Annotated in this window: 1 protein-coding gene; it reads right to left on the reverse strand. The window is 56.7% G+C overall.

What is annotated here, in order from left to right:
- Positions 1-76: 76 nt before the first annotated feature.
- Positions 77-310 carry a hypothetical protein gene (locus AYO36_RS16915; protein WP_197484525.1) on the reverse strand — a complete coding sequence of 78 codons (234 nt, stop codon included), beginning with the start codon at positions 308-310 and terminating at the stop codon, positions 77-79.
- Positions 311-397 lie beyond the last annotated feature (87 nt).

Below are 397 nucleotides of genomic sequence, written 5' to 3' on the forward strand. Positions count from 1 at the left end.
CCTCATTACTCACATAGACGCGGCCTCCAATGCCGTCTGCAGATAAGACTTCATCTCCCCTCCATTGAGCAGACCTTTAGCGATTTCCTCTTCCTGATTGCAGATGACGGTCATCTAATAGCCTGCATAGATCCAGTTCCCGGCCTTCGTCGAACCGTCTGTCTCCAATTCCCGCAGAGAAAGTCGTCGCATCCGGCAGCGCCGAGAGGAGTGCGATCAGACCGGAGCAGGCAAGCGACGTGGTCTTGCCTTTGCTGTGGAAGTCGGTGAGCAGCTTGCCGAGGTCTCGGCTGACCAGAAGATCCTGCATCGGGGCATGGCCGCATATACGGCGTCGGATGGTCGTAACCGATCTATTCGATGCGGGCGAGACTTATGACTGGAGAAGCGCTGTCGG

Source organism: Exiguobacterium sp. KKBO11, from assembly GCF_001644945.1.
In the GTDB taxonomy this organism is placed as follows: Bacteria; Bacillota; Bacilli; order Exiguobacteriales; family Exiguobacteriaceae; genus Exiguobacterium_A; species Exiguobacterium_A abrahamii.